The 3880-nt window shown below is 61.3% G+C and carries 5 protein-coding genes; 2 read left to right on the top strand and 3 right to left on the bottom strand.

Going from position 1 to position 3880, the window contains the following annotated elements:
• Window positions 1-92 precede the first annotated feature (92 nt).
• Window positions 93-689, bottom strand: a complete 597-nt coding sequence (locus AC0L2A_RS35905; protein WP_473612909.1) for a L,D-transpeptidase family protein — start codon at window positions 687-689, stop codon at window positions 93-95.
• An 84-nt stretch (window positions 690-773) separates the two neighbouring features.
• On the opposite strand from AC0L2A_RS35905, the gene AC0L2A_RS35900 reads away from it, so the two are divergent.
• Together AC0L2A_RS35900 and AC0L2A_RS35895 are read left to right on the top strand one after the other, a co-directional pair.
• Window positions 774-1457, top strand: a complete 684-nt coding sequence (locus AC0L2A_RS35900) for a response regulator transcription factor (RefSeq protein ID WP_027155919.1) — start codon at window positions 774-776, stop codon at window positions 1455-1457.
• A gap of 231 nt (window positions 1458-1688) precedes the next feature.
• A complete protein-coding gene (locus tag AC0L2A_RS35895; RefSeq protein ID WP_128171159.1) occupies window positions 1689-2144 on the top strand; it encodes a cyclic nucleotide-binding domain-containing protein in 456 nt (151 codons plus the stop codon).
• A 1-nt stretch (window position 2145) separates the two neighbouring features.
• Here AC0L2A_RS35895 and AC0L2A_RS35890 read toward each other — a convergent pair whose 3' ends face one another.
• Complete coding sequence (locus AC0L2A_RS35890; RefSeq protein ID WP_128171158.1) at window positions 2146-2751, bottom strand: GNAT family N-acetyltransferase; 606 nt, start codon at window positions 2749-2751, stop codon at window positions 2146-2148.
• Between the two features lie 101 nt (window positions 2752-2852).
• Window positions 2853-3659 carry an exodeoxyribonuclease III gene (locus tag AC0L2A_RS35885; protein ID WP_128171157.1) on the bottom strand — a complete coding sequence of 269 codons (807 nt, stop codon included), beginning with the start codon at window positions 3657-3659 and terminating at the stop codon, window positions 2853-2855.
• Window positions 3660-3880 lie beyond the last annotated feature (221 nt).

The raw sequence follows: 3880 nt of genomic DNA, 5'->3' as shown, positions 1-3880 counted from the left end.
GCCCTACTGCCCTACTGCCCTACTGCCCTACTGCCCTACTGCCCTACTGCCCTACTGCCCTACTCCCCTACTCCCCTTATTCCCCTATTCCCCTACCTCACCACCCTCATCACCGAGCGGTCCGACAGCAGCGGCAACAGCCGGGCCATCGTGCGTGCTGTCACCGCGACGCAGCCTTGCGTCGGTGTGAAGTCGGGGCGCGCCAAATGAAAGAAGATGGCGCTGCCGCGTCCGCGGCGACGCGGAGCAATGTTCCAGTCGAGCACCAGGCAGGCGTCATAAAGCCGGTCGGCGCGCAGCATCCGCTCGTGGCTGGCGCCATAGGGGATCTTGACCGGACGGTTGTAGTTGCGGTCCTCAGGCACTTCGCACCAGCCGAGATCGCGACCGATCGGCGCCATCGCCAGCCGGGTTTTGCGGCCGCCGGGAAAATGATCGTTACGGAAATATCCCGACAGTATCCGCATCGACCCAAGCGGCGTGGCGCCATCGCCTTCGCGCTTGCCGGCCGATATGCCGCCGCGCCCCAGCGCACAGGAAAATACCAGTTTGCCAGCCTGCAGAAGTCCCTGGCTGGGGTGGCCGGGCCTGGCGCGCACGGTGAGAACACGAAGCCCTTTTCGCAAAAATGCGCTCGCCTCATTGCACGCGCGTTTTTTCTTGTATGATCGTGCCACGGAACAAATCATTGTGATCGGCTGTTGTGCCGGTCAGCTTCCGCATAAACAGGCAGCGGTCAACTGAATTTTCTTTTCAAAACAACGGATTGATCCATGACTTCACGCACCATTCTGATCGTCGATGACGATGACGACCTGCGCGGCACGCTCGTCGAGCAATTGTCTCTCTACGAAGAATTCGACGTCCTGCAGGAATCAACAGCCGCCAAAGGCATCGCCACGGCCCGCGGCGGCATCATCGATCTGCTCATCATGGATGTCGGCCTCCCCGACATGGATGGCCGAGAGGCGGTGAAGATACTGCGCAAGGGCGGCTACAAGTCGCCTATCATCATGCTGACGGGACACGACACCGATTCCGACACGATTCTCGGCCTCGAAGCCGGCGCCAACGACTATGTGGTCAAGCCGTTCCGCTTCGCGGTTCTCCTGGCCCGCATCCGTGCCCAGCTTCGCCAGCATGAGCAGAGCGAAGACGCCACCTTTTCGGTCGGCCCCTACACTTTCAAGCCTAGCCAGAAGCTTCTGATCGACCAGCGCGGCGCCAAGGTGCGGCTGACCGAAAAGGAAGCCTCGATCATCAAGTATCTCTATCGCGCCGACCAGAAGGTGGTGACGCGCGACGTGCTGCTCGAGGAAGTCTGGGGCTACAATTCCGGCGTCACCACGCACACCCTGGAAACCCATGTCTATCGGCTGCGCCAGAAGATCGAGCGCGATCCTTCCAACGCAGAAATTCTTGTGACAGAAAGTGGTGGCTACAAGCTGGTTCCTTAAACATTTAATCATTCAATCAGCGGTTAGGGGAGGCGCCGCTTTCGGGTACGATCCTGAGACTGGAGGTGGTTCTGGATCGAGCTCGCTGACGCAACGGCCCAAAAATTGGATTCGTTTTTGGAAAGCCCGGTGCGTCGATTTCAAAGCGTTTAGAGCGTCCTTTGCCGCGTCCAAAGGAACGCTCGGCGCTCCAATGGAGGGATTTGACTGGCCGTTCGGGGACACAGCTAGATGGCGTTGGATGACGACATCCGCATCCTGTCCGCCGTGAGGCTCTTCGAGAGCTTCACGGAGGAACAGCTGCGTCTGCTCGCCTTTGGCGCGGAAACCACCAGGCTGCAGGCCGACCACAAGCTTTACCGCGAGGACGACGAGGCCGATTGCGCCTATATCGTGGTCAGCGGGCGCATCGTGCTGTATCGCGAGCAGGATGGCACCCGCGTCCCGATAGGCACGGCCGGCCCCGGTACGATGCTGAGCGAACTGGCGCTGATCGCCGACACCAACCGGCTGACCAGCGCATCCGCCGAGATCGATTCGGAAGTGCTGCGGCTCAGCCGCAAGATGTTCCACCGCATCCTGGAGGAATATCCCGATATCGCGGTCCACCTGCACCAGCGCATCTCCGAGGATTTTCAGGCAATGATCCGCCGCATCGAGAAGCTGGCGCCGCGTTTCGACGACTGAACTAGCTGACGCCTCGAACGCTCTTGGATCTGTAGAGGCACCAGAGTGGTTTCTTGAATTCAAGTTCACCCTGGCCCAGAAGTCGAAAGCCGCAACGTTGATAGAAACCCAAATTCTTGCGTTCCGCGGTTTCGAGAAACGTCCCCGCTGAGACAGGGTCTCTTTCAGAAAGATCGCAGTAGGCCTCGATGAGAGCGAGGCCAGCCCGCTTTCCCTGAATTGAGGGATGGACCCCCAAAACCCCAAGATAAAAATGCGGCTCCGACGGCTCGTATTTCTCGCTGATCGTCTGAGACTTCTCGAAGCGCGACACCATCAACTCCTGCCGTTGCTGGAGTGAGGCCCATCTCTCCCGGTGATCCGGAAGCCATTCCGGTCGTTGCGTATCATAGCCCATCGCCGCACCCAGGATGCGGCCTTCGCTCTTTAATACCAGCACTGGCATGCCAAGCGCGAGACGCGCCACCATAAGGATCGAGAAGAACTCGGTCACGAGTTCAGGATCCCCTTCGAAGAAGAAGGTCATGTGCGGATCGCCTGCAAAGGCATCTGCCAGGCAGTCGGCCGCCGATGTCACATCCGACGTTTGTGCTGCAACTATCTCCATGTAGCCTAGCCAAACTCCCTCAGGATCTCAGAGGCTATTGAACCTCCAGTGTCTCGTCGAGAGGCACTTGATCATGCTCCGCCCGCTTTGGGACAAATGCTCTAATCCAGGTCGAACCGCGCTATGACCGGCACATGGTCCGACGGCCGTTGCCAGCCGCGCGCCGGCCGCAGGATCTCGTAGCCGGCAAAGCTCGGCACCAGGTTTGGCGACGACCAGACATGGTCGAGCCGCCGGCCGCGATCCGACGCTTGCCAATCCTGCGCGCGATAGCTCCACCAGGTGTAGAGCTTCTGCTCGTAAGGCACGTTGAGCCGCATCAGGTCGACCCAGTCGCCGGCGAGCCGCATCGCCTCGAAATTTTCCGTCTCGACCGGCGTATGGCTGACCACTTTCAGGAGCTGCTTGTGCGACCAGACATCGTGCTCGAGCGGCGCGATGTTGAGGTCACCGACCAGGATCGAGCCGGACACTTCGTCGTGCTCGGCGCGGATGGCGTTCATTTCGGCGACGAAATCCAGCTTGTGCTTGAACTTGCGGTTGATAACGGGGTCGGGCTCGTCGCCGCCGGCCGGAACATAGAAATTGTGCAGCAGGATCGCCTTGCCGCCGGCCCGCACGGTGACCGACAGATGTCGGCAGTCCTCGATCTCGCAGAAGCGGCGCTTTTCGACAATCGCGATCGGCCGGCGCGCCACCGTCGCCACGCCGTGATAGCCCTTCTGGCCGTGGAAGGCGATGTGCTGATAGCCGAACTTGCGAAACGCCTTCTCGGGAAACAGTTCGTCCGGAACTTTAGTTTCCTGCAGGCAGAGCACGTCCGGTGCCTGTTCGACAAGCAGGCGTTCGACGAGCGGCATGCGCAGGCGGACGGAATTGATGTTCCAGGTCGCGATCGAAAAGGGCATGTTTGGGATTCCGGGACAGCGCAAGGTCCGCCAGATGGCTCCGACGGAAAGTCAATCCCGGAAACTACTGCCAGCCGCGCATCGTAAAAACAAGCCGGGGGGGGGGGGGGGGGGGGGGGGGGGGGGGGGCGGGGGGGGGGGGGGGGAGGGGGGGGGGGGGGGGGGGGGGGGGGGGGGGGGGGGGGGCGGGGGGGGCGGCGGGGGGGGGGGGGGGGGGGGGG

It is taken from the genome of Mesorhizobium sp. WSM4844 (genome assembly GCF_055811775.1).
Note: the sequence above shows the minus strand (reverse complement) of the source record. Positions and strands in the feature narration are given on the sequence as shown.

Excerpts from the sequence above, each read along its gene's own strand:
- AC0L2A_RS35895 (WP_128171159.1), top strand. The coding sequence starts at position 1,689 with ATGGCGTTGGATGACGACATCCGCATCCTGTCCGCCGTGAGGCTCTTC.
- AC0L2A_RS35885 (WP_128171157.1), bottom strand. The coding sequence starts at position 3,659 with ATGCCCTTTTCGATCGCGACCTGGAACATCAATTCCGTCCGCCTGCGC.
- AC0L2A_RS35890 (WP_128171158.1), bottom strand. The coding sequence starts at position 2,751 with ATGGAGATAGTTGCAGCACAAACGTCGGATGTGACATCGGCGGCCGAC.
- AC0L2A_RS35900 (WP_027155919.1), top strand. The coding sequence starts at position 774 with ATGACTTCACGCACCATTCTGATCGTCGATGACGATGACGACCTGCGC.
- AC0L2A_RS35905 (WP_473612909.1), bottom strand. The coding sequence starts at position 689 with ATGATTTGTTCCGTGGCACGATCATACAAGAAAAAACGCGCGTGCAAT.